Origin of the sequence: Bradyrhizobium sp. 1(2017) (assembly GCF_011602485.2) — a bacterium.
GTDB lineage: Bacteria > Pseudomonadota > Alphaproteobacteria > Rhizobiales > Xanthobacteraceae > Bradyrhizobium.
Genome location: NZ_CP050022.2, coordinates 4,594,046 through 4,617,008 on the forward strand (window position 1 = coordinate 4,594,046; position 22,963 = coordinate 4,617,008).

22 protein-coding genes and 1 tRNA gene are annotated in these 22,963 nt (G+C 64.6%); 4 read left to right on the forward strand and 19 right to left on the reverse strand.

Annotated features, from left to right (window positions below):
- Positions 1–2: 2 nt before the first annotated feature.
- The 13 genes from nuoG to HAP40_RS21830 form a co-directional block, all read right to left on the reverse strand.
- Positions 3–2,078 carry an NADH-quinone oxidoreductase subunit NuoG gene (gene nuoG, locus HAP40_RS21770; protein WP_166815781.1) on the reverse strand — a complete coding sequence of 692 codons (2,076 nt, stop codon included), beginning with the start codon at positions 2,076–2,078 and terminating at the stop codon, positions 3–5.
- 7 nt (positions 2,079–2,085) lie between these two features.
- Positions 2,086–2,574, reverse strand: a complete 489-nt coding sequence (locus HAP40_RS21775; protein WP_166815780.1) for a hypothetical protein — start codon at positions 2,572–2,574, stop codon at positions 2,086–2,088.
- 5 nt (positions 2,575–2,579) lie between these two features.
- A complete protein-coding gene (gene nuoF, locus HAP40_RS21780) occupies positions 2,580–3,905 on the reverse strand; it encodes an NADH-quinone oxidoreductase subunit NuoF (protein ID WP_166815779.1) in 1,326 nt (441 codons plus the stop codon).
- Between the two features lie 15 nt (positions 3,906–3,920).
- Positions 3,921–4,121 (reverse strand): hypothetical protein, encoded by a 201-nt coding sequence (locus HAP40_RS21785; RefSeq protein WP_166815778.1) that lies wholly within the window; start codon positions 4,119–4,121, stop codon positions 3,921–3,923.
- Positions 4,121–4,732, reverse strand: a complete 612-nt coding sequence (nuoE, locus tag HAP40_RS21790; protein WP_166815777.1) for an NADH-quinone oxidoreductase subunit NuoE — start codon at positions 4,730–4,732, stop codon at positions 4,121–4,123. The genes HAP40_RS21785 and nuoE overlap by 1 nt, the downstream gene beginning before the upstream one ends.
- A gap of 12 nt (positions 4,733–4,744) precedes the next feature.
- Positions 4,745–5,707: an FkbM family methyltransferase gene (locus tag HAP40_RS21795; RefSeq protein WP_166815776.1), complete on the reverse strand. Its 963-nt coding sequence runs from the start codon at positions 5,705–5,707 to the stop codon at positions 4,745–4,747.
- Positions 5,707–6,903 (reverse strand): NADH-quinone oxidoreductase subunit D, encoded by a 1,197-nt coding sequence (locus HAP40_RS21800; protein ID WP_166815775.1) that lies wholly within the window; start codon positions 6,901–6,903, stop codon positions 5,707–5,709. Before HAP40_RS21800 ends, HAP40_RS21795 begins: the two co-directional genes overlap by 1 nt.
- 2 nt (positions 6,904–6,905) lie before the next feature.
- A complete protein-coding gene (locus HAP40_RS21805) occupies positions 6,906–7,520 on the reverse strand; it encodes an NADH-quinone oxidoreductase subunit C (protein WP_166815774.1) in 615 nt (204 codons plus the stop codon).
- An 11-nt stretch (positions 7,521–7,531) separates the two neighbouring features.
- Positions 7,532–8,113 carry a NuoB/complex I 20 kDa subunit family protein gene (locus tag HAP40_RS21810; protein WP_370124085.1) on the reverse strand — a complete coding sequence of 194 codons (582 nt, stop codon included), beginning with the start codon at positions 8,111–8,113 and terminating at the stop codon, positions 7,532–7,534.
- The gene (locus tag HAP40_RS21815; protein ID WP_008136158.1) at positions 8,110–8,475 is read right to left on the reverse strand and encodes an NADH-quinone oxidoreductase subunit A; all 366 of its coding nucleotides are present in this window, start codon (positions 8,473–8,475) and stop codon (positions 8,110–8,112) included. The genes HAP40_RS21810 and HAP40_RS21815 overlap by 4 nt, the downstream gene beginning before the upstream one ends.
- A 248-nt stretch (positions 8,476–8,723) precedes the next feature.
- Complete coding sequence (locus HAP40_RS21820; RefSeq protein WP_166815773.1) at positions 8,724–8,957, reverse strand: hypothetical protein; 234 nt, start codon at positions 8,955–8,957, stop codon at positions 8,724–8,726.
- Positions 8,958–9,151: 194 nt separating this feature from the next.
- Positions 9,152–11,440, reverse strand: a complete 2,289-nt coding sequence (locus HAP40_RS21825) for a TonB-dependent siderophore receptor (RefSeq protein ID WP_246741343.1) — start codon at positions 11,438–11,440, stop codon at positions 9,152–9,154.
- A 140-nt stretch (positions 11,441–11,580) separates the two neighbouring features.
- Positions 11,581–12,096, reverse strand: a complete 516-nt coding sequence (locus HAP40_RS21830; protein WP_166815772.1) for a MarR family winged helix-turn-helix transcriptional regulator — start codon at positions 12,094–12,096, stop codon at positions 11,581–11,583.
- 184 nt (positions 12,097–12,280) lie between these two features.
- Here HAP40_RS21830 and HAP40_RS21835 point away from each other — a divergent pair, with 184 nt between their 5' ends.
- From HAP40_RS21835 to HAP40_RS21850, 4 genes are all read left to right on the forward strand, one after another.
- A complete protein-coding gene (locus HAP40_RS21835; protein ID WP_166815771.1) occupies positions 12,281–13,471 on the forward strand; it encodes an aromatic ring-hydroxylating dioxygenase subunit alpha in 1,191 nt (396 codons plus the stop codon).
- Positions 13,472–13,532: 61 nt separating this feature from the next.
- Positions 13,533–14,828, forward strand: a complete 1,296-nt coding sequence (locus HAP40_RS21840; protein WP_166815770.1) for a spinster family MFS transporter — start codon at positions 13,533–13,535, stop codon at positions 14,826–14,828.
- A 142-nt stretch (positions 14,829–14,970) separates the two neighbouring features.
- Positions 14,971–15,174 carry a hypothetical protein gene (locus HAP40_RS21845; protein WP_166815769.1) on the forward strand — a complete coding sequence of 68 codons (204 nt, stop codon included), beginning with the start codon at positions 14,971–14,973 and terminating at the stop codon, positions 15,172–15,174.
- A gap of 160 nt (positions 15,175–15,334) precedes the next feature.
- A tRNA-Asp gene (locus tag HAP40_RS21850) sits at positions 15,335–15,411 on the forward strand.
- A gap of 389 nt (positions 15,412–15,800) precedes the next feature.
- Here HAP40_RS21850 and HAP40_RS21855 read toward each other — a convergent pair.
- The 6 genes from HAP40_RS21855 to HAP40_RS21880 are packed head-to-tail and all read right to left on the reverse strand — an operon-like array spanning position 15,801 to position 22,860.
- Positions 15,801–16,436, reverse strand: a complete 636-nt coding sequence (locus HAP40_RS21855) for a pyridoxamine 5'-phosphate oxidase family protein (RefSeq protein ID WP_166815768.1) — start codon at positions 16,434–16,436, stop codon at positions 15,801–15,803.
- 38 nt (positions 16,437–16,474) lie between these two features.
- Positions 16,475–17,770 carry an ArgE/DapE family deacylase gene (locus HAP40_RS21860; protein ID WP_166815767.1) on the reverse strand — a complete coding sequence of 432 codons (1,296 nt, stop codon included), beginning with the start codon at positions 17,768–17,770 and terminating at the stop codon, positions 16,475–16,477.
- The gene (locus tag HAP40_RS21865; protein WP_166815766.1) at positions 17,767–19,455 is read right to left on the reverse strand and encodes a dipeptide ABC transporter ATP-binding protein; all 1,689 of its coding nucleotides are present in this window, start codon (positions 19,453–19,455) and stop codon (positions 17,767–17,769) included. The genes HAP40_RS21860 and HAP40_RS21865 overlap by 4 nt, the downstream gene beginning before the upstream one ends.
- The gene (locus HAP40_RS21870; protein ID WP_166815765.1) at positions 19,452–20,285 is read right to left on the reverse strand and encodes an ABC transporter permease; all 834 of its coding nucleotides are present in this window, start codon (positions 20,283–20,285) and stop codon (positions 19,452–19,454) included. Before HAP40_RS21870 ends, HAP40_RS21865 begins: the two co-directional genes overlap by 4 nt.
- Positions 20,285–21,286 (reverse strand): ABC transporter permease, encoded by a 1,002-nt coding sequence (locus HAP40_RS21875; protein ID WP_166815764.1) that lies wholly within the window; start codon positions 21,284–21,286, stop codon positions 20,285–20,287. The genes HAP40_RS21870 and HAP40_RS21875 overlap by 1 nt, the downstream gene beginning before the upstream one ends.
- Positions 21,283–22,860, reverse strand: coding sequence for an ABC transporter substrate-binding protein (locus tag HAP40_RS21880; RefSeq protein WP_166815763.1), 1,578 nt, complete (start codon positions 22,858–22,860; stop codon positions 21,283–21,285). The genes HAP40_RS21875 and HAP40_RS21880 overlap by 4 nt, the downstream gene beginning before the upstream one ends.
- Positions 22,861–22,963 lie beyond the last annotated feature (103 nt).

The window sequence follows — 22,963 nt, forward strand, 5'->3', positions numbered from 1 at the left end:
GCTCACTCCGCTGCGGTCAGCATTTGCCCGGAGGCGAGACGCGAGCATTCCGCCATCACGGCGGACGCACGCGCGATTGGGTTGGTCAGGTAGAAGTCCTCGACCAGCGGCTTGAACGGCGCCTTCTCGGGCGAGCCGCCCTTCCCCGCCAGCTTCTTGATCTGGTCGGCGGAGCCGGCCTCGATCTGGTCGAGACGGATCAGATGCGGCACGGCCTTGAAGATCGCCTGCCGCAGCGCGCCGAGCGAGTCGTAGCCGAGCTTCTTGCCGAGCGCTTCCGATAGCGCGCGGATGATCGCCCAGTCCTCGCGGGCCTCGCCCGGCGGGAATGCGGCGCGGCCGGTCATCTGCACGCGGCCCTCGGTATTGACGTAGATCGCGGACTTCTCGGTGTAGGCGGCTGCCGGCAGGATCACGTCGGCGCGGTGCGCGCCGCGGTCGCCATGGGTGCCGATATAGACGACGAAGGTGCCGTCCGGCGCCTTGATCTCGTCGGCGCCGAGCAGGAACAGCAGGTCCAGCGTGCCGAACGTCGTCATCTGCGCCGCGTTCAGGCCGCCTGCGGTGGCGGAGAAGCCGACGTCGAGCGCACCGACGCGCGAGGCGGACTCATGCAGCACGCCAAAGCCGTTCCAGCCGTCCTTGACCGCGCCGACATCGAGCGCGAGCTTGGCGCTGGCAGCGAGGATGGCGGCACCGTCGTGACGGGCGGCCGCGCCCGCGCCGACCAGGACGATCGGATGCTTGGCGTTCTTCAGCACGTCCATGAAGGAATGCTTGCCGGCCGCGAGTTCGCCGAGCGTCTCGGTGCCCGCGCCGAGATGGTCGTAGTCGTAGGTCAGATCGACCTTGGCGCCGATGACGCCGACCTTGAAGCCGCCGCCGCGCCAGCGCTTGCGGATGCGGGCGTTGAACACGGCCGCCTCCTTGCGCGGATTGGCGCCAATGATGAGCAGCGCGTCGGCCCGCTCCACGCCGACGAGCGTCGGGTTGAAGATGTAGGAGCCGCGGCCCAGCGCCGGATCGAAAGCGTCGCCGCCCTGCACCGCCAGATTGGCCGAGCCGTATTTGGCCAGCAGATCCTTCAGCGCGAACATCTCCTCGACGCCGGCAAGATCGCCCGCGATCGCGCCGATGCGCTTGCCGTCGGTGCGCGCGGCCTTGGCGGCGATGGCGGCAAAGGCCTCGGGCCAGCTCGCCGCGCGCAGCTTGCCGGCCTCGCGGATATAGGGCCGGTCGAGACGCTGGGTGCGCAGGCCGTCGACGACGTGGCGGGTCTTGTCGGAGATCCACTCCTCGTTCACTGCCTCGTTGATGCGCGGCAGCACGCGCATCACCTCGCGGCCGCGGGTATCGACGCGGATCGCAGAGCCGACGCCGTCCATGACGTCGATCGACTGGGTCTTGCCGAGCTCCCACGGGCGCGCAGCAAAGGCATAAGGCTTCGAGGTCAGCGCGCCGACCGGGCAGATGTCGACGAGGTTGCCCTGCAGTTCCGACGTCAGCGCGTGCTCGAGATAGGTCGTGATCTCCATGTCCTCGCCGCGGCCGGTCGCGCCCATCTCCGGAGCGCCGGCGACTTCCGCCGAGAAGCGGACGCAGCGCGTGCACTGGATGCAGCGGTTCATCGAGGTCTTGACCAGCGCGCCGAGATATTTGTCCTCGACCGCGCGCTTGTTCTCGGCGAAGCGGCTGGTGTCGACACCATAGCCCATCGCCTGGTCCTGCAGATCGCACTCGCCGCCCTGGTCGCAGATCGGGCAGTCCAGCGGATGGTTGATCAGCAGGAATTCCATCACGCCTTCGCGTGCCTTCTTCACCATCGGCGAACGCGTGGAGATCTCCGGCGGCTCGCCCTTGGGACCCGGACGGCAATCGCGCACGCCCCAGGCGCAGCTGGCGACCGGCTTCGGGCCGCCCTTCACTTCGACGAGGCACATCCGGCAATTGCCGGCGATCGACAGCCGCTCATGGTAGCAGAAGCGCGGAATCTCGGCGCCGGCCGCCTCGCACGCCTGAAGCAGCGTGTATTCGGCGGGGACATCGATCTCTTTGCCGTCGATGATGAGTTTGGTCATTGCTGTCTCAAGTCTTTCCCAGCTTGCAGTCTGGCGGTGTGACGCTGGCGGTCTTCAGCGACGCCGTGATCCATCGCTGGGTCTCGGCGCCGTAGGTGGCGAGATAGGCCGGCTTCGCCGCGTTCTTCTCGCACAGGAACGGCAGATGCGGCTTCAAATCGTAATCGCAGGAGGCCTGCCATTCGCGCTTGTCGGCGAAGGTGGCGATCGTCTCCTCGCAGGCGTAAAGAAAATACGAGACGAAGCTCTCATACTGCGCCCGCTCCTCGCGGCTGCCGGCCTTGATCGCGTCGTAGTCAGGCTGCGAGAATTTCGGATTCTGGAACGCCAGCTCCGTATAGCCCAAAAACACCTCCCGCGCGCTGGAAGTGCGGTTGCCGGTGCGAATTTCATTGATCTGGAACAGGATCGCAACAAAGCCGAGCAGAGCCACGGCCGCCTGCGCCATCTGCGCAAGCGTCCCATATCTCTGCCACCAGAAGCTCGGTTGCGACATCGCGATCACTCCGCTGCAACCATGTGCGCGGGATCGAGAACGCCGACATCGTCGATATCCGCCTTGTGCGAATATTGTGCGATCCGCTCCTCTATCTCGTGACGGAAATGCGCGATCAGGCCCTGGATCGGCCATGCCGCCGCATCGCCGAGCGCGCAGATGGTGTGGCCTTCGACCTGCTTCGTCACCTCCAGCAGCATGTCGATTTCGCGCTTGTGGGCGCGGCCTTCGGCCATGCGGGTGAGCACGCGCCACATCCACCCGGTGCCTTCGCGGCACGGCGTGCACTGGCCGCAGCTCTCATGCTTGTAGAAATAGGAGATGCGGGCGATAGCGCGGATCAAATCGGTCGACTTGTCCATCACGATCACGGCGGCGGTGCCGAGGCCCGAGCGCAGCTTGCTCAGGCTGTCAAAATCCATCGGCGTGTCGATGATCTGCTCGGCCGGCACCATGCGCACCGACGAGCCGCCGGGGATCACGGCCTTGAGGTTGTCCCAGCCGCCGCGGATGCCGCCGCAGTGCTTGTCGATCAGCTCGCGGAACGGGATGCCCATGGCTTCTTCGACGTTGCAGGGCCGCTCGACATGGCCGGAGATGCAGAAGAGCTTGGTGCCGACATTGTTGGGACGGCCGATGCCGGCGAACCAGGCCGCGCCGCGGCGCAGGATGTCGGGCGCAACCGCGATGGACTCGACGTTGTTGACGGTGGTCGGGCAGCCGAACAGGCCGACATTGGCCGGGAACGGCGGCTTCAGGCGCGGCTGGCCTTTCTTGCCTTCGAGGCTTTCGAGCAGCGCGGTCTCCTCGCCGCAGATATAGGCGCCGGCGCCGTGGGCGACGTAGATGTCGAACGGCCAGCCGTTGACGTTGTCCTTGCCGACCAGCTTGGCCTCATAGGCCTGGTCGATCGCGGCCTGGAGATGCTCGCGCTCGCGGATGAATTCACCGCGGACATAGATGTAGCAGGCATGCGCGTTCATCGCGCAGCTCGCGATCAGGCAGCCCTCGATGAGAAGATGCGGATCGTGCCGCATGATCTCGCGATCCTTGCAGGTGCCGGGCTCGGATTCGTCGGCGTTGACGACGAGATAGCTCGGCCGGCCGTCGGTCGATTCCTTCGGCATGAACGACCATTTCAGGCCGGTCGGGAAGCCGGCGCCGCCGCGGCCGCGCAGGCCCGACGCCTTCATCTCGTTGATGATCCAGTCGCGGCCCTTGTCGATGATGTTCTTGGTGCCATCCCAGGCGCCGCGGCGCCGCGCGCCCTCGAGCCCCCAATCGTGGAGGCCGTAGAGGTTCTTGAAGATGCGGTCCTTGTCCTCGAGCATATCAGTGCTTTCCGATCAACGAATGGACTGCTTGTAGGCAAGTCCGGCGGCGCAGACGGCGAAGAACAGCGCCCAGAGCAGACTGGTCTCCTGCGACGCGTTCATGAAGAAACGCTGCAGCAGGAACATGAAGGTAGCCGCGACCGCGGCGTGCATGGCGACGAAGCCCCATTTCTTCACGGCCGCGGTCCCTCCGATTGCGATGAGATCACGCATCAGGTGATCTCCTTCAACGTGGTCGGTCCGGTGATCGGCGCCGAGAACTGGCGGCCGTTCTGCGGACCCGGCTTGGGCGGATTGCCCGAAGCGAAACCGTCGAGCAACTTGCCGAAGCTTTCCTTGGTCAGGTCCTCGTAGGTGTCCTTGCCGATCAGCACCATCGGCGCATTCACGCAGGCGCCCAGGCACTCCACCTCTTCCCAGCTGAAATTGCCGTCCTTGGAGAGGTGGAAAGGCTCGTGATGGATGCGGTGCTCGCAGACGTGGATCAGATCCTCGGCGCCGCGCAGGCGGCACGGCGTGGTGCCGCAGACCTGGACATGGGCCTTCTTGCCGACGGGGGCGAGCTGGAACATCGTGTAGAAGGTCGCGACCTCAAGCACGCGGATATAGGGCATGTCGAGCAAGTCAGCGACGGCGCGGATCGCGGCCTCCGACACCCAGCCTTCGTGCTGCTCCTGCACGCGCCAGAGGATGGCGATGACGGCGGAGGCCTGGCGTCCGGCCGGATATTTCGCGATCTGCTGCCTGGCGAATGCGAGGTTCTCCTCCGTGAACGCAAAGCTCGCGGGCTGGACTTCCTTCGGTGCTAATCGGCGAACGGACATCTCTTCAATCTCTCACTGCATGCGGCGCGCGGTTTTCGCATTCAGGGCTTCGATCCTGTCCTGCCAGAATGCGCTTGCGGTGCCGAAGACGTTGTAGCCGACGTGGGTCGAGACCTTGATGCGGTCGAGGATCGACAGCTCGGTCACGGTCTCCATGCGGTTGCTGCGCGGATCGAACACGATCAGCTTCAGCGGGGTCTGTTCGAGGATGTAGCGCGACACGGCATGGGAGCGGTCGCTGCCGTGCTCCTCGCACATGATGACACTGTCGGCCTGGAGCAGCCGGGCCCCGCCCTTGATCGCCTCGATCTCGACGCCCTCGACGTCGAGCTTGATCAGGTACTTGCCGCTGGCGGCGATCTTGCCGTCGTCGATCAGATTGTCGAGCGCGATGACCGGCACTTCCTCGCCGCCCGCCGACGGAGCGCCGGCGATGCTGAAGGCTTCGTGCTTGGTGCCCGACAGGCGCGCGGTGCCGCGGGCGGAGCCGATCGCACACTTCATCGTCTCAAAGCGGTTGCCATTGACGCGGGCATTGTTGGCGAGCTTCGGATAGTTCTGCCCCGACGGCTCGATCGCGATCGCCTTGTGCGAGCCGAACGGCCTGCTCGAGACCAGCACCGACCAGTAGCCGTAATTGGCGCCGCAATCGAGCAGCGTGTAGTCGACGTCGACGGAGTCGGCGAACAAGAGTTCGAGCTCGTCTTCATAGTTGTACGAGCGGTTGAGCAGCTTGCTCCAATAGCCGTCGCCATAAGGGAACTCGAACACGGCGTCGGGATTGAGCCTGATCGCGATGTTGCGCTTGGGCAGCGTCTTCGCCAGCAGATTGGCGCAGGCGATGTAGCCCATATGCGAGAAGTGGGACGAGATCTTCGATCCCGTCACCAGCGCCAAGGCAGCCGTCCGCTCCCACAGGTTGGCCCCTTCAAGGGCCCCCGAGGCACGGTCAAACTGAATTGGCGCCTGCGCCATCACCGATCGACCTCTCCGAACACGATGTCGAGCGAGCCGAGGATCGCCGAGACGTCCGCGAGCAGATGGCCGCGGCAGATGTGATCCATGGCCTGCAGGTGCGCGAAGCCCGGCGCGCGGATCTTGCACTTGTACGGCTTGTTGGTGCCGTCGGCGACGAGATAGACGCCGAACTCGCCCTTGGGCGCCTCGACCGCGGCATAGACTTCGCCGGCCGGCACGTGGACGCCCTCGGTGTAAAGCTTGAAGTGGTGGATCAGCGCTTCCATCGAGCGCTTCATCTCGCCACGGCGCGGCGGTGCGACCTTGTTGTCGGCCACGACGACGGGGCCCTTGCCATCAGGCGCATTCAGCTTCTGGATGCACTGCTTCATGATGCGCACGGACTGGCGCATCTCTTCCATGCGGATCAGATAGCGGTCGTAACAGTCGCCGTTCTTGCCGATCGGAATGTCGAAATCCATCTCGGCATAGCATTCATAGGGCTGCGACTTGCGCAGGTCCCAGGCCGCGCCCGAGCCGCGCACCATCACGCCGGAGAAGCCCCACTCCCAGGCTTCCTTCAGCGGCACCACGCCGATGTCGACGTTGCGCTGCTTGAAGATGCGGTTAGCGGTGAGCAGGCGGTCGAGGTCGTCCACCACTTTGAGGAACGGATCGCACCAGGCCTCGATGTCGTCGACCAGCTTTTGCGGCAGGTCCTGATGCACGCCGCCGACGCGGAAGAAGGCTGCATGCATACGGCTGCCCGAGGCGCGCTCGTAGAACACCATCAGCTTCTCGCGCTCTTCGAAGCCCCACAGCGGCGGGGTGAGCGCGCCGACGTCCATCGCCTGCGTGGTGACGTTCAGCAGATGCGACAGGATGCGGCCGATCTCGCAATAGAGCACGCGGATCAACTGGCCGCGGCGCGGCACTTCGATGCCGAGCAGCTTCTCGGCAGCGAGGCAGAACGCGTGCTCCTGGTTCATCGGCGCGACGTAGTCGAGCCGGTCGAAGTAAGGGATCGCCTGCAGATAGGTCTTCTGCTCGATCAGCTTTTCGGTGCCGCGGTGAAGCAGGCCGATATGCGGGTCGACGCGTGCGACGACCTCGCCGTCAAGCTCCAGCACCAGGCGCAGCACGCCGTGCGCCGCCGGATGCTGCGGCCCGAAGTTGATGGTGAAATTGCGAAGCTGTTCAGGTTGTTCGTTCATGATCAGGCCTTCGGTCCCGCTTTTTCATCGCCCGGAAGGACCGGATAGTCCGCGCCTTCCCACGGAGACAAAAAGTCGAACTTGCGGAATTCCTGGTTGAGCCGGACGGGCTCGTACACCACGCGCTTCTCCTGGTCGTCGTAGCGGACCTCGACGAAGCCGGTGGTCGGGAAATCCTTGCGCAGCGGATGACCCTCGAAACCGTAATCGGTGAGGATGCGGCGCATGTCGGGATGACCGACGAAGAACACGCCATAGAGGTCGTAAGCCTCGCGCTCGAACCAGTCGGCGCCGGGGAAAACCTCGATCAGCGACGGGACCTGCGTGGTCTCGTCAGCCTGGGCCCTGAGCCGGATCCGCGTGTTCAGGATCGGTGACAGGAAGTGGTAGATAACGTCGAAGCGCTTTTCGCGCGAGGGATAGTCGACCGCGGTGATGTCGGTGAAATTGACGAAGCGGCATTTCGGGTCGTCGCGGAGGTACTTGACCACCTCGACGATCCTGGCGGCCTCGACGTCCACCGTGAGCTGGTTGAAGGCCACCGAGTGACCGGTGGCAGCACCCGGAAGCGCGCTAACGATCGTCTGCCCCAGGGCGTCGAGCTTGGCGTCGTCCATGACGTAAAACCTTAGCGTTCGATGGTGCCGGTGCGGCGGATCTTCTTCTGCAGCAGCAGCACGCCGTAGAGCAGCGCTTCCGCCGTGGGCGGGCAGCCCGGCACGTAGATGTCGATCGGCACGATGCGGTCGCAGCCGCGCACGACCGAGTAGGAATAGTGATAGTAGCCACCGCCATTGGCGCAGGAGCCCATCGAGATGACGTAGCGCGGCTCGGGCATCTGGTCGTAGACCTTGCGCAAGGCCGGAGCCATCTTGTTGGTCAGCGTGCCCGCGACGATCATCACGTCGGACTGGCGCGGCGAGGCGCGCGGCGCGAAGCCGAAGCGCTCGACGTCGTAGCGCGGCATCGACACCTGCATCATCTCGACCGCGCAGCAGGCGAGACCGAAGGTCATCCACATCAGGGAGCCGGTGCGCGCCCAGGTGATGAGGTCGTCGGTCGCGGCCACGAAGAAGCCCTTGTCGGACAACTCGGAATTGACCTCGAGGAAGAACGGGTCGTTGGCGCCGACCGGCCTGCCGGTGGACGGATCCAGAATGCCCTTGGGGGCCGGCGCGACGACCGGACCGGCGGACGGTGCAGGGTTCAATCCCATTCGAGTGCTCCCTTCTTCCATTCATAGGCGAACCCGACCGTCAGCACGGCGAGGAACACCACCATGGACCAGAAGCCGGTCGCGCCAAGCTTGCCGAACGCCACGGCCCAGGGAAACAGGAACGCCACCTCGAGATCGAAGATGATGAAGAGGATGGCGACCAGATAGAAGCGGACGTCGAACTTCATGCGGGCGTCGTCGAAGGCGTTGAAACCGCACTCATACGCCGACAGCTTTTCCGGGTCCGGTTGCTGGAACGCCACGATGAAGGGCGCGATCAGCAGCACGAGGCCGATGAGGCCAGCTACCCCTATAAAGACGACGAGTGGAAGATAGTTCTGTAGAATGCCGCTCATTGACGAGCCCTTTTTCCCGCAGCCTCGGGACAGCCACGGATTCGTCCGGTTTGGAATTATTCTGAGCCTTAGCGCAGTGCACCAATGGGCGCAAGACACGCTCTTTTCAGGCCCTTTGCGGCCTCCAGAACGGTGGAAACCCCGGAATCACCCCCGCGCTGGTATGGAGCAGATCGCCTGACCCAGCAAGGCCGGCCGCAGTTTTGCAGGGCAGCTGGTCTGAGATTGCGGCAGGCAGGCCGCACCGGCTATTTGCTGCGGATCGGCCGCGAGAATTGCCCGGTTTTTCGGGTACGGCAGCGCACCCAAACGCCGGCGACGACCAGCCCCGGCGCCCCTAGCGTCACCCAGGCGACATACTGGCCGACCGAGCCCCAGAGCAGCGCAGCCAGGAGCCCGGTGATGGTCGCGGCCGCGAGCAGGACAGGTGCAGCAAAGACACCTATCCACAGGCGCGAGCGATCGGACGAGCCATGCATCATGACGGGACCAGGGCTCGCCTGGCGAATGCGTCGAGGCGCGCGGACGTCCGCTTGCGCCGTCGCGCCAGCCAGAGATAGAGGCCGCTGCCGATCACGATGATCGTGAGCAGGTGGAGACCAGACTGGTCCGGGTGTGGACCAGGGACCAGCGCCTGACGGTGCGGGCCTTTACGACCGCCTTCCCTCGCCCGCACTTACCATTTGTAGGAGACGCTGGCGGTCACGCGCCGGCGGTCGCCGTAGAAGCAGGATGTCACCGACGCGCAGCTTGCGACATACATCTTGTCGGTTACGTTGATCACGTTGAGCGCCGTGCGCCAGTTCTGCCATTCGTAGTGAACCGCGAGATCGCCGAGCACCACTGCGGGAACTTCGAGGGTGTTGGCAGGGTCGGCCCAGGACGAGCCGACGTAGCGTACGCCGCCACCGAAACCAAATCCTTCGAGCGGCCCGTCCCTGAAGGTGTAGTCGGCCCAACCCGAGACCAGGAGCTCCGGCGTATTGGTCGGCGTCTTGCCGACCAGCGCCGGATTGAGGTCCTTGCTGGTGAAGAGATGATAGGCCGTGAAGGCGCCGATGAACTTCAGCTCCTTCGTGGCATTGGCCACCGCTTCGAGCTCGATGCCGCGCGAGGTCACCTCGCCGGTCTGGTTCTGCAGCGTGGTGATCACCGGATCGGTGGTCGGCACATTCTGGCGCTTCAGATCGAACACCGAGGCCGTGAAGTAGCCGTCAAATCCGATGGGCGCGACCTTCACACCGATCTCGGCCTGCTGACCGGTCTCTGGACGGAACAGCTGGTTTTGCGCGTTGAGGCCGATGATCGGGTTGTAGCTGGTTGCATAGGAGACATACGGCGCGATGCCGTTGTCGAAATTGTAGATCAAGCCGGCGCGGCCGCTGAACCGGCTGTCATTGTTGCTGGCCAGCGTTGCACCCGTGTCGCGCCCTTCCTGCGTCGTCTCGACCCAGTCATTACGGCCGCTCAGCACCAGCGTGAAGTTGCCAAGCTTCATCTGATCCTGGAGGTAGGTGCCGGCCTGCTTCTGCGTGATCAGGAAGTTGCGGAACGGCAAACCCGCGAGCGGGATGTTGATGCCGTAAACGGGATTGAAGACGTTGATCGACGGGACGGTACCGAAGTTGAAGGCCTGATAGTCGTCGATCTGGTACCCCTTCAGGTCGACCCCGAACAGCATCGTGTGCCTGACCGGTCCGGTGTTGAAGCGGTACTCGAGCTGGTTGTCGAGATTGGCCTGGTTTGCGGTGTTCTTCGCATACCAATTGTAGCGGCCCATCGTGGCCGTGTTGATGTTGTCCCAGCCGTTGCCGATATAACCGCGGTAAGTAATGTCGACATGCGCGAACCGCGCGTTCTGACGGAACGTCAGGTCGTCGGTCAGATTGCGCGAAAACTGATAGCCGAGCATCTCCTGCTCGCGCGTGAACTTGTCGACGCTGGGGTCGCCGACGAAGAAGCTGGTCGGGATCTTGCCGAACGGCGCGTTGGTCACCGTGCCCTGGTACGGCAGGAAGTTGATGCCGCGGGTGTCCTGCTTCGAGGCCGAGGCCAGCACCGTGAAGCTCGTATCGGCATCCGGCTGCCAGGTGAATGACGGCGCGATGAAGTAATTGTTGTCGGGCGTGAAGTTGACCTGCGTGGGGCCGTTCTGGACCTGGCCGACGACGCGGTAGAACAGCTTGCCGTTTTCGGGCGCGACCGTGACCGGTCCGCCCATGTCGAAGCTGACATAGGCGTTGCCGAAATTGTTGACGCCGGTCTCGACGTAACGGATCGGCTCGGCCGGCGGCATCTTGCTGATGACGTTGACGATGCCGCTCGGGCTCGATCCGCCGTACAGCACCGCCGACGGACCGCGCAGCACCTCGACGCGCTCCATGTTGAACGGCTGAAGCTTCCAGCTCGCATAGGACGTGTAGAACAGCTGCATGCCGTCGAGGAACAGCCCGATGTCGTCGGACTTGAAGCCGCGGATCAGCCACCAGTCGTTGCGCGTGTCCGCACCGAAGGTCCCTGCCCGCACGCCGGCGGTGTAGCGCAGCACCTCGTCGAGCTTGTTCGGCTTCTGGTCGCGGATCTGCTCGGCGCCGATCACCGACACCGACTGCGGCGTCTCCATGATCGGCGTATTGGTCTTGGTGCCCGACGAGCTGCGGCCGGCGACGTAGCCGTTCACCGGACCGCGTGGCGTCTCAACGAAGCCGACGTCACGCTGCGGCTGCGGCCTGTTCCTGTTGACGGTCTGCACCGACGATCGCGGCGCACGGCGCTGAGGTGTCACGGTTGCGCGGCGGCGCGCTTCCGGCGCCGTGACCGTCACCGACGGGACGTTCTGCGCGCCACTCTGCGCCGACGATTGTGCGAGCGATGCCTGCGGCATCAAGACCCAAGCGGACGCGGTCGCCAATACGGCCGACCGCAGCAATCCAAGACTGTTCAACGCGCCACCCCGAAGCTGCATGTTTGATGCGTCGTGCCGCCGGTCCCACCGCGACATGCGCTTAAGGTGACGCTTATGTGAGCGCGCGCGAATTCGCTAATTGAAAGCTTCTTAGAACAGGTCTTAGAAGCGCTCCAATATTTCCAGAGATTGCCGAGACATCAGCGAGAATTCTTCTCGCTCTCGAGCATCTCGGCGGCGATCGTCGTGAGTTGGTCGACCTGCTGCAGCAGCGTGTGGAACTCGACCTCGCTCAGATGTTCCAGCAGGCGCCGATTGCGCTCCTGCGCGCCGTCGACGATCGCATCATGCGCAGCGAGGCCGGTCGCGGTCAGCGAGATCAGCACCTCGCGGCTGTCCTTCGGATTTGCCGTCTTGGCGATCAGCTTGCGCGACACGAGATTTGCCAGCGCGCGACTGATCTGTCCCTTGTCCTGGCCGACGGCTTCGGCGAGCCGCGCCACGCTCATCGGCGGCCGCCGCCCGAGCGAAGCGACGAGACCGAACTCGACCGAGTTCAGCCCGGTCAGGCGCTTGTAGCGCAGGATGGCGCCGCGCTTGAGCAGATTGGCGAGCACCATCAGCCGCGACGACAGCATCGCGGTGATCGGGGCCGCCGGCTCGCCTTGGTCCGTTTCCGATGGCGTCAACCCGCCCCTGCTCCCGGTCTGGCTCATGATTCCACCTCTGCCAAGAAAGCCGCGGCGTGCCAAGCCCGGGTCATGGCGGCCTCCCCATCCTCCATCCGAATGCGTCTAAGAGGCATTTGGAAGATCGTTGACATTGTCATCGAATTATCTTTCACTCGGGACAAGGCATCAAAAAGGCCCGGGCGGCATGGCCCAGAGCGGGAGGACCAACATGACGATCACCCAGCGGGATCGCGATCTCGGCACGGCCTATGCGATGAAGCCGGCGCATACGCGCACCGAGCTGACCTCGGTCGTTCGTGGCACGCCTATGGGCGAGTTGCTTCGTCGCTACTGGCATCCGGTCGGGCTCACCGGCGATGCCACCGACACGCCGAAAAAGGTGCGCGCGCTGGGCGAGGATCTCGTCCTCTTCCGTGACAGGCATGGCCGCGCCGGCCTGCTGCACGCCCGCTGCTGCCACCGCGGCACCACGCTCTACTACGGCAAGGTCGAGGAGGACGGCATCCGCTGCTGCTATCACGGCTGGAAGTTCGATACCGAAGGCCACTGCCTGGAGCAGCCCTGCGAACCCGGCGGCGGCCAGTTCAAGGACAAGGTGCGCCAGCCCTGGTATCCGGTCGAAGAGCGCTACGGATTGATCTTCGCCTATATGGGCCCGGCCGAGAAACGCCCGGTGCTGCCGTACTACGAGTGCCTCGAGAACATGGACGACGGCGAGTTGGTCGAGGCCGACGATTCCTCGATCGGCGGTGGCGGACCGGCGATCATCCCCTGCAACTGGCTCCAGCACTTCGAGAACGTGGTCGATCCCTACCACGTGCCGGTGCTGCACGGCTCGTTCTCGGGGCCGCAATTCACCAACATGATGGCATCGATCCCGGAGGTGAGATTCGAGAAGTCGCCGCGCGGCGTGCTCGTACGCTCCGAGCGCGAGCAGGACGACGGCAAGGTGTTTTACCGCGTCAGCGAGGCGGCCCTGCCGACGCTTCGCGTGGTGCCGAACCCGCGCGTCGCACAATTCGCCCGCGTCGAGTCGATCGGCTGGGTCCTTCCGATCGACGACGGGTCCTTCCGCATCTATGTCGCCGGCCGCGTCAAGAACCCCGGGGATATCAGCCGCATGCGCTCGAAGTTCAACGGCAAGTTCTGGTGGGACATGACGGAAGCCGAGCACCAGCAATTCCCGGGCGACTATGAAGCCCAGGTCGGACAGGGCGAGGTGACCGTCCACTCCGAGGAGCATTTCGGCCAGAGCGACCGCGGCATCCTCATGATCCGGCGGATGCTGAGCGACCAGCTCGATGCGCTCGCCGCAGGTCGCGATCCGATCGGCGTCTCGTTCGACGCGAGCGCGCCGCCGGTCGAATTCGAAGCGGGGAACTACATCCGCGAAGGCTGAGCCTGCGGCTCCGGCCAGGGCTGAACGACCGACAACGATAAAAAACAGATTGGGGGACGCGATGGTCGATGTGACGTCACAAATGTCGGTGCAAACGGCTGCCGCGGCAAAACCCTTGGCACGGCGCTATTACGTGCTCGGCCTGCTCACCGTCATCTACGCGCTGAATTTCCTCGACCGCACGATCTTCAACGTGCTGATCGAGCCGATCAAGAAGGAGTTTGCGCTCAGCGACACCATGATGGGCCTGCTCGCAGGCTTCGGCTTTGCGCTGTTCTACTCCCTGCTCGGCATCCCCATCGCGCGCGTCGCCGACCGGATCAACCGGCGCAACATCGTTGCCGTCGCCTTCGCGTTCTGGAGCGCGATGACGGCGCTGTGCGGCGCGGCCACGAGCCTGACCTCGCTGGCGCTGGCGCGCATCGGCGTCGGCATCGGCGAGTCCGCGGGCTCGCCGGCCTCGCAGTCGATCGTCGCCGATCTCTTCGCCAAGAACGAGCGCCCGCGCGCGCTCGGCATCTACGCCATCGGCACCTATCTCGGCGTCTTCCTCGGCTATTTCGTCGGCGGCTACGTCAGCCAGCACTATGGCTGGCGGATGGCGTTCTACGTCGCGGGCCTCCCCGGCATCCTGCTCGCACTGGTGCTGTGGCTGACCATCTCCGAGCCGAAGCGCGGCGCGATGCAGGAGAGTTTTGTGCCCGAGCCGCTCGGGCCGACGCTGCGTTTCCTCGCCTCGCAGCGCAGCTTCGTCATCGTGCTGATCGGCTTCTGCCTCACCACCTACACGAACTACGCGACCGCAGCCTGGATCCCGCCGTTCCTGGCGCGCGTGCACCATCTGTCGAGCGCCGAGATCGGCACCTATGCCGGCACGTTCAAGGGGCTGGCCGGCATGGCCGGCACCCTGCTCGGCGGCTTCGTGGTGGCGCAGGTGAGCCGGCGCGACGACCGCTGGAAGCTGTGGGCGCCCGCGATCACCTCCGGCCTCGCCGGCCCGGTGTTCGCGCTGTGCATGCTGACGCAGGATTTCGCGATGATGGTGGCCATGCTGGCGCTGACCTCGTTCCTGGTCGGCTTCCATCTCGGACCGATCTTCGCAATCGCGCAGACCGTGGCCAAGCCGAGCATGCGGGCGCTCGCCTCTGCCCTGATCGCGCTCACGGCCACCTGCTTCGGCCAGGGCGTCGGCCCGCTGGCGGTGGGCATGGTCAACGACGCCCTCAAGGGGAGTTACGGCGCGGACGCGGTGCGCTACTCCCTGCTCTCGGCCGCCGTCACGACCACGCTCGGCGCCCTGCTGTTCATCTGGGCCGCCCGCACGATCCGGGACGATATCGGCCGGGTCGCCGCCTGAGGACGGCACCTCGCCGCCAGCCTGGCGAAACCAAGCGGCCGTATTAATGAAACCATTTTGCGGAACCCGCGAAACCATCCGGAAACAGACAGTCCCTAGAAGAGAGCCCATAGACGACGGCAAAGCCCGTCGGGAGGCTCAAATGAACCACTCAATTCACTCTGCTGATCGCGCGACCCACCTGAAGATCGTGGTGGTGGCGCTGATTGCCGGCATTGCGGTGGCCGGCTTCGGGATCGCGGCCCGTACCAATGCCGATTACAGCCAGACCGCCCAGTCGACCCAGGTCATCAAAGCCGGCAAGCCGGTGGCGGTGACGAGCGCGGACACGTCGCAGATTCGCTGAGGCGTACGCTTCCAGGTTGACCAGGGGGCCGCCTTCCGGCGGCCTTTTCGTTTTCCAGAGCAATGCTTAGCCGAGATGCGCTGGCGGAGCGCAACGTCCTTGACTTCACCAAGCCCCGCCTTTAAGTCCCCCCTCGTTCCGCGCGCGTTCAGCGAACCACGCGGGAGTAGCTCAGTTGGTTAGAGCGCCGGCCTGTCACGCCGGAGGTCGCGGGTTCGAGCCCCGTCTCTCGCGCCATTTTTGGCAACAATCTCAATCACTTCGAATCCTCGCTCCTTGCGATTTCTCGCGATCCGGCTTTCCAGGCCGGCGCGTTCCAAGTTTTGCGCCCTTTACGTTCCATTCCGGATGAGTCGCCGCCCTTCCTTCTGGCATTGAAGACTGTGGCGATCGTGGTGGCGTTCATGGGGACACGTGGGCCAGGGCCGGCGGGGTTGGCCTCACCGGCAATTGCTTCGTCCGCCCCGGACCCGCGGAAGTCGTGTCCCAGCCTGCGGCGTTCCAGCGGGCCAAATTCGGCGGCGCGGACGGTGCAGAAATCATCTCGCGCCGGGCGGTCGCCGGCACCTTCTCGCAACCAAAAAGTGTGCCGGCCCGTTGCCGCCAGGAGATCAGATCGGTCATTCTCAGTAGAGCCTCGTACGGTACCCTTCTTCCATGACCTTCTCGGCCTCTTCGACCGCGATGGCGGCGGTCTGCTCGGCGACGATGCGGCCGAGCGTCGGAAAGCTGTTGCGCTCGACCTGCGCCGCCGGATTCCACAGCTTCGAGCGCATGAGCGCCTTGCCGCAGTGGAAAAAGGTTTCCTCGACATGGATCTTCAGCCCGATGATCGGGACGACGTTCTGCATCGCGAGCGGCGTCAGCAGCTCGGCATCCTGCGAGATCTCGGCGCGGCCGTTGACCCGCAGGGTTTCGTTGACCCCCGGCACCAGGAAGATCAGGCCGATGCCGGGCGAGGCGAGGATGTTGCCAAAGGTGTCGACGCGGTTGTTGCCGCGCCGATCGGGGATCAGCAGTGTCTTGTCGTCGAGCACGGCGACGAAGCCCGGCGCGTCGCCGCGGGGGCTCGCATCGGCATGGCCTTTGCCGTCGCTGCTGGCGAGGACGAGGAACGGGGACAGCGCGATGAAGTCACGGCAGAACTTGTCGAGATGGTTGAGAACCTTCTTCTCGGCCAGTTGATTGAGCTGACCGAAATGCGCGCGCAGATCCTCTTGCGTCTTGACCGGCGGTTTGCCGCCTGCATTTTGGCTGTCCATTCGCGAACCTCCCGATTTGGCGAGTTTCTCTTGCTGAACTACTTCGCTTCGATGCCGCACCAGCTCGCGGTGAACAAAGCGAGCGCCTTGGTCACTCGCTTCACCGAGGCGAGATCGACGCGCTCGTTGAAGCCGTGAGCGCCTTCCATCCTGGCGCCGAAGCAGAAGGCCGGAACGCCGAAATCGAGGCCGTAGAAGCGTGCGTCGGTCAGCGCAGTGGACGAAAAATCCGTCAGCTTGCGGCCGAACACATGCTCGTAGACCGGAGCCAGAACCGCTTCGCTCTCCTGAATCTCCGTCGCCTCGTAGCCCGGCGACAGGAAACCGGACCAGACGATCTCCGGCGGGTTGTTGGCGAGGAACGGATGCGAGCGCGCCGCCTTGGCGACGAAATCCACGATCTCGGCCTGGGCATCGGCGATCTTCCAGCCGGGCAGCACGCCAATGCGGCAATCGACATCGCACCAGGCGGGGACGCTGGAGGCCCAGTCACCGCCCTTGATAATTCCAGGATTGAAATTGAGCGGATGATCGACCGACTTGAACGAGGGGTGCGTCTTGGCGCGCTCGTTCCACTCGGCTTCGAGACCTTCGAGCTTCTGGATCAGGTGAATGGCGGCCTTGATCGCGTTCGAGCCGGTACCCGCGCGCGCGACGTGGACGGGAATGCCACGCACCTTCAGACGGAACCAGATCACGCCGACCTGGGCGCGCATCAGCTTCTCGTCGGTCGGCTCGGGCAGGATGCAGGCATCGGCGCGATAGCCGCGCTGGAGCGTCGAGAGCGCGCCGAGGCCGGTGCTCTCCTCCTCGATCACGGACTGCAAGTGAATGCGGCCCTTGGGCTTGTAGCCTGCAGCCTTGATCGCATCGAGCGCGTAGAGCGCCGCAATGGTGCCCGACTTCATATCGCCGGCGCCGCGGCCGTAGAGCCAGCCGTCCTCGATCACCGGCTGGAACGGCGGCCGGTCCCACATGTCGAGCGGTCCCGCAGGCACCACGTCGCAATGCCCCTGGAGGATCAGCGAGCGTCCCTCTTCCTTCGCCGGCCGATAGGTGCCGACAACGGAGCGCGCGCGGGAGAAATCGGTCTCGACCTGGCCGTAGCCCGGCAGCGTCTTCAGATCGTCCTGGTTGATGACCCAGTCGTCGACCTCATAGCCGCGCTCGCGCAGCAGTTTTGCGAACATGTCCTGGCAGGGCGCTTCCGCGGCACGGGTGCTCGGGATCGCCGTGAAGGCGATCGTGGTGTCGACCTGCTTGTCGAAAGCGGCATCCACGGCGGCCTCAATACGCTCGCGCGCGCCGGCTGGAAGGGGGAAGCTGTCGGTCATGAACTCATCCTTGCTGTCGGAACTGTGCCGGTTGCGGTTGCAAAACCCGGCTGGTCGAAGAAGTCGCGGCCCGGGATCGCATCGAGCAAGTCGCGCGTGTAGGCGGCCTGCGGCGCAGTGAAGACGTCGACGGTCGCGCCCTCCTCCACGATGCGGCCCTTCTGAAGCACGATGACGCGGTCGGCGATCTCGGCGGCGATACGCAAGTCATGGGTGATGAAGACCATCGCGAGCTTCATCTCCTGGCGCAGCTCGGCGAGCAGCGCCAGCACCTGAGCCTGCACGGAGACGTCGAGCGCCGACACCGCCTCGTCGGCGATCAGCACGCGCGGCTTCAGCGCCAGCGCCCGCGCGATGCAGATGCGCTGACGCTGGCCGCCGGAGAATTCGTGGGGATAGCGATCGGCGGCGACGGCGTTGAGGCCGACCCTGACCAGCAGCATCTTCGCCTGCTCCATCGCGTCCGCGCGCGAGCTGCCATAGGCCCTCGGGCCGCGCGCGATGGCGTCTCCGACCTTCTGGCGCGGATCGAGGCTCGCGAACGGGTCCTGAAATACGATCTGGAGCTGCTTGCGTGCCTGGCGCAGCGCCTCGCCGCGCAACTGGCGGAGATCCTGGCCATTGAAGCGGATGGCGCCGCCATCAGGCTCGGTCAGGCGCATGATCATGCGCCCGAGCGTGGACTTTCCGGAGCCGGACTCGCCGACGACTGCGAGCGTCTCGCCTTCGTGCAGGGTCAGCGAGATGCCGTCGGCGGCAACCACCTCGCGCGGCGGCTGCAGGAATCCGCGCTTGACCCGGAACGTCTTCTGAAGGCCGCTGACTTCGAGCAGCGGCGCGGGATGGACAGGTTTGCGGCTGATCCCGTCGAGCCGGGCCTTCGGCACCGCATCGATCAGCTCGCGGGTATAGTCCGCCCTGGGATGGCGCAGGACTTCCTCGACCGTTCCCTGCTCCACCACCTTGCCATGGCGCAGCACCACTACGCGGTCGGCGACATCGGCGACGACGCCGAAATCATGGGTGATCAGCAGCACGCCCATGCCGCGGTCACGGCGGAGATCGTCGATCAGGCGCAGGATCTGGCGCTGCGTGGTGACGTCGAGCGCGGTGGTCGGCTCATCCGCGATCAGCAGCGCCGGCCGGTTGGCCATCGCCATCGCGATCATGACGCGCTGGCGCTGGCCGCCGGAGAGCTCGAACGGATAGCTTCGCTCAAGCAGTCCCGGATTGGGCAGGCCGACTTGCGTCAGGAGCTGCTGCACGCGCTCATACACTTCGCTCGCTGACGGCGTCGGCTTTTGATGCGCGAGGATCATCTCCTCGACCTGCTTGCCGACCCGCTTGAGCGGATTGAGCGAGGACAGCGGCTCCTGAAAGATCATCGCGGCTTCGCCACCGCGCAGCCGGCGCAGTGCTTGCCTGTCAAGTTTTGCCGGGTTCTGGCCGGCGACGGTCACCGCGCCCGCGGAAACCGCCACGCTCTTCGGCAGCAGCGACAGCACCGCGTGCGCGATCATCGACTTGCCCGAGCCGGACTCGCCGACGAGGCAGACGACTTCGTTCGGCTTGACCTCGAAGGAGACGTTCTCGACCGCGAACGGACGGTCTCCGCCCTCGGGCAGTGCGATCGAGAGGTTTTCGACCGACAGCACAGGCGCCCTGGCTTGTATGGCCCCGCTCATGACCGGCGCCTCGACACACGCGGATTGAGGACGTCGGACAGCCCTTCACCGAACAGATTGATCGCGAGCACGGTGATGAGGATGGCGAGACCCGGAAACACGCTCATCCACCAGGCATTGCGGATCACGGTGCGGCCCGCGCCGATCATGAATCCCCACGACATCAGATTGGGGTCGCCGAGCCCCATGAAGGACAGCGCACTTTCCAGCAGGATTGCGGTTGCGACCGTCAGCGAGGTCACGACCAGAATCGGCGAGATCGCATTGGGCAGGATATGGCCGAGCACGATTCGCAAGGTGCCTTCGCCCTGGCACAGTGCGGCCTCGACGAATTCGCGGTTGCGCAGACGGAGGAATTCGGCCCGGGTAAGGCGCGCCAGCGGTGGCCAGCTCACCGCGCCGATGGTCAGGATGATCGTGAGCAGCGACGGGTTGAAGGTCGCGACCAGCAGGATCGCGAGCACGAAGGCCGGGATGGTCTGGAACAACTCGGTCATCCGCATCATCACCAGATCGACCCTGCCGCCGAAATAGCCGGAGATCGCGCCGATCGTGACCCCGATCACCATCGCAGCCATGGCCGAGGCGATGCCGATCACGAGCGAGACGCGGGCGCCATAGGCGACACCGGCAGCGACATCGCGGCCGAGCGTGTCGCCGCCCAGCAGCAGCCCGTCCTCGCCGGGCGGCGTAAAGGGCGCGCTGACCATTTCCCAGGGCGAGACCGGGAACACGACCGGCGCGATGATCGCCACGATCACGACCACGAGCAGCACGACGAGGCCGACCATGCCCGAGGGATGACGCAGGAAGGCGCGGACCGCATCCATCAGGCCGCTCCCGTGGTCATGCGGGGATCGATCAGCCTGTAGATCAGGTCGGTCAGGAGGTTGAGTACGATGACGACGATCGACAGGATCAGGAAAATACCGAGCAGCACGGGATAGTCGCGCTGGAGCAAGGCGTCGAAGGTGAGCCGGCCGAGCCCCGGCCAGGCGAACACCGTCTCGATGACCACGGCGCCGCCGACGAGCGCGCCCGCCTGCATGCCGGCCACCGTGACGACAGGCACCAGCGCATTGCGCAGCATGTGGCCGACGACGATGCTCGGACCGGACAGGCCCTTCGCGCGCGCGGTCTTGATGAAGTCCTGCTGGGCGACCTCGATGATCGAGGAGCGCATCAGCCGGGCATAGATCGCGAGATAGATCGCGGCGAGGGACATCACCGGCATGATCATGTGCTGGACGACATCGAGCGCGCGCTGGAGCGGCGAGAGCTTGACGTTGATGGTCTCGTAGCCAAATGGCGGCAGCCAGCCGAGCGTCACGGAGAAGACCAGGACGAGCATCAACCCGAGCCAGAACACAGGTGTCGCATAGAGCACCAGCGACAGCACGGTGAAGACCGTGTCGAGCACGCTCCCGGCCGCAAGTCCCGCGAGCGCGCCCAGTGTGGTGCCGATCAGCAGCGCCAGGCAGAACGCCGTGACGGTCAGGAGCAATGTCGCCGGAAGACGCTCGAGGATGAGATCGACTACCGCGCGGCGCTGGCGATAGGAATAGCCGAGGTCGAGCCTGACGACGCGACCGAGATAGCTCGCGAGCTGCACGGCGTAGGGCTTGTCGAGCCCATACTCTTTGCGCAGATCCTCGAGCAGCTTTGGATCGGACGCGCCGGACTGCCCGGCCATGACCTGGGCGGGGTCGCCGGGGGCGGCCCGCACCAGCACGAAGTTGAAGGTGGCGATGACGAGGATGACGGCGACGAGCTGGGCGATCCGGCTCAGCGCCATCAGCCCGATCGTCGCCGCGCTGCCGAGACGAATCACGATTTGTAGACCGTCCCGAAGGTTTCGTGCGATCCGATGGAGGTCGACACGATATTCTTGAACGCCTTGTCGTAGATGATGGGGTATTCGAGCTCCAGCGTCCAGGCGACCGGCACGTCCTCGACCAGGATCTGTTGCACCTTGGAATAGAGCTCCTGCCGCTTGGCGTCGTCGAGCTCCACCGCGGCCTGATCGAACAGCTTGTCGACTTCCGGATTGGAGTAGCCCTGGGTGTTCGAGAACAGGATGCCCTTCTTGATGTTCGAGGAGACGTAGGTTCGGGAGACGCCGAGCGCGGGATCGCCGAGCTGATAGAGCAGGTTCTGAGTCATCTCATAGTCCCAGTTGCCGACCTTCTCGGCCCAGCCGGCCATGTCGGTGCCGACCAGGACAAGGTCGATGCCGACGCGGGCAAAGCTCTGACGGAAGAACTCGCCGGCGCGCTGATAGGATTCGTCCACAGGCGGCACCACATACTTGATCTCGACACGCTTGCCGTTGGCGTCAGGTTTCAGCCCCATCTCGTCGAGCAGCGCCTTGGCCTTCTCGATCGAATATTCGTAGCGCTTGACCTTGCCGTCGTAGAATTTTGTCTTGGACGAGATCGGGCCTGTCGCGGGCTTGGCCATGCCGAAATAGACGCGCTTGCTAAGCGCATCCCGGTCGATCAGGTGCATAATGGCCTGGCGGAAGCGCTTGTCGTTCATGGGCGCGACACGATTGTTCATCTCGAGCCACGAATGCGGCGCGAAATACTCGTACCCCTTGGTCGTCACCTCGAGATTCTTCTGCGTCTTGAAGCGCTGCACATCGAAGAACTGGAGATCGGACCACTGCGTGAGCTGCACCGTTCCGTTCTCCAGCGCCAGCGCGCGCGAGGCGGCATCCGGAATGATGCGATAGACGATCTCGTCGAGATAGGGCTGGTCCTTCAGGTAGTAGCCCTCATGCCGCACCAGATGCACATGGGAACCGCGCACCCACTCCTTGAGCTTGAACGGGCCGGTGCCGATCGCCTTGTCGTTCATCGGGTTCTTGCGGAAATCGGTCCCCTCGTAGATGTGCTTGGGCACGATCGGCGCCGAGGTGCAGTCGAAGCAACCGAGGAACGGTGAAAAGGGCTGCTTGAGCTTGAACACGACGGTGAGCGGGTCAGGCGCTTCGGCGGAAGCGACGCGGGCAAAGTTTTGTCGTGCGCGCGGATGTGTCTCGGTCAGCACCTTCATGCAGCTGAAGACGACGTCCTCTGACGTCATCGGCTTGCCGTCGTGGAAGGTGATGTTGGGAAACAGCTTGAACGTATAGGTGAGGCCGTCGGGGGATACCTCCCAAGACTGAGCCATGCCCGGCATGGGTTTCAGGTCAGGGCCGTATTTCAGCAGGCTCTCATAGATCTTGCCGCCGAGCGTCAGCGTCGGCTGCTGCTGGTTGATCGCGGTCACCAGCACCGGCGGTTCGGGCTGGATAATGGCATTGAGCGTGCCACCGCGGGTCTGCCCTGCCGCTCGTGTGATGCCGAGGGGAATCGCTGCACCCGCCGCCAGCATGGCCTGGGTGAATTCGCGTCTGTTCATCGAGCTCTCCGTGGTCGCACATCGACGTGAGAAGGACTTCGCCAAGCCTCGCATCCGGGTTGGCGAATGAAGCGGGCGCCAGCATTGTTGCCAAACCCCCTGT